A 1,140-nucleotide genomic window follows, 5' to 3' on the forward strand; every position below is an offset into this window, starting at 1 on the left:
GACGATCAAGTAAAAGCAGGGTCTGTTTTTGCGATTGCGTTGAGGATGGTTATGAGCTTTCGGATTGTTGCGACGATGGCGATCTTAAAGGTTTTTCCGTTGCTGCGCAGGCGCTGGTAGAAAGTGCCGAGAATGGGATCCTTGATCTTGATTGCGCTCAGCGCGGCCATGTAGGCAATGTCGCGCAGATGCTTGCGTCCTCCAGAGCATTTGCCTCTGCGGTTCGAACTGCCGGATTGGCGCGCATGGGGAGCAACGCCCAGAAGGGCTGCAATGGCCTTCGACGAGACGCTCCCCAGTTCGGGCAGGTCGGCAAGCAGCGCGGTTGCCAGCACCGGACCGACACCTGTGACCTTGCACATCCTGTCGTGACGCTTGCGCAGGCTCGGCGTTGCCTTGAGCAGATCACGCATGGCGGTATCCAGCGTCGCAATATCCGCAGCGATGATGCGCAGGCGTTGTTCCAGCATATCGCGCACCAGCGGCTCTTCAATCGTATCGAGCTGGCTTATCAGACCACTCTTTTCAGCAACCAGCCTGCGCCGATGGGCTGAAAGCGCGCTTAGGCGGTCGCGGGCCGGGTCCGGTCCACCATAGGCAACGAGCCTGTCACCTGCCGTTGCTAGGTAACGAGCGATCATGGCAGCGTCGATCCTGTCAGTCTTGGCCAGTTGCCCCATGGCGGTGGCAAAGCTGCGAACCCTTGCGGGTGGCAGGATATAGACCTTAACACCTGCGGCATGCAGACTGTCAGCCAGCCTGCGCTCATAACCGCCAGACGCCTCCAGCCCGACGACGACGGGTCCGAGCGCCTGAATGCGCTTGATAAGGGCTGTAATCTGCTCCGGTGAACTGCCTGTACTCCAGTGCTTTCCCGCAGGATACGCGCAGACATCGAAGCGGGCTTTGGAAATGTCGATACCAACAACGGTAAGTTCCTGTATCATGGCCTTGCTCCCAGTCTTGTGGTGCGGGCGAAAGCCCGATCAACCGTTCGGGGTCAAAGGGAGCAGGCAGGGCCTTGCTTGATGTCGGCTCTTTCAAACCGGTGCGGAAATACGGCCTCCTGCCTGCATTGACCGGGATGCGCGTCCCGGTCAATGCAACAAGTAAACCACATTTCGTCCACACAAGTGCGGG

General features: G+C 58.9%; 1 protein-coding gene. It reads right to left on the bottom strand.

Features of this window, described 5'->3' with window-relative positions; all coding sequences use genetic code 11:
* Window positions 1–5: 5 nt before the first annotated feature.
* Window positions 6–947: an IS110 family RNA-guided transposase gene (locus tag DSM25558_RS27570; protein ID WP_077107787.1), complete on the bottom strand. Its 942-nt coding sequence runs from the start codon at window positions 945–947 to the stop codon at window positions 6–8.
* Window positions 948–1,140 lie beyond the last annotated feature (193 nt).

This window comes from Agrobacterium sp. DSM 25558, from assembly GCF_900100825.1.
GTDB lineage: Bacteria > Pseudomonadota > Alphaproteobacteria > Rhizobiales > Rhizobiaceae > Agrobacterium.

Coding starts and splice junctions, on each gene's coding strand:
- DSM25558_RS27570 (WP_077107787.1), bottom strand. CDS start 947: ATGATACAGGAACTTACCGTTGTTGGTATCGACATTTCCAAAGCCCGC.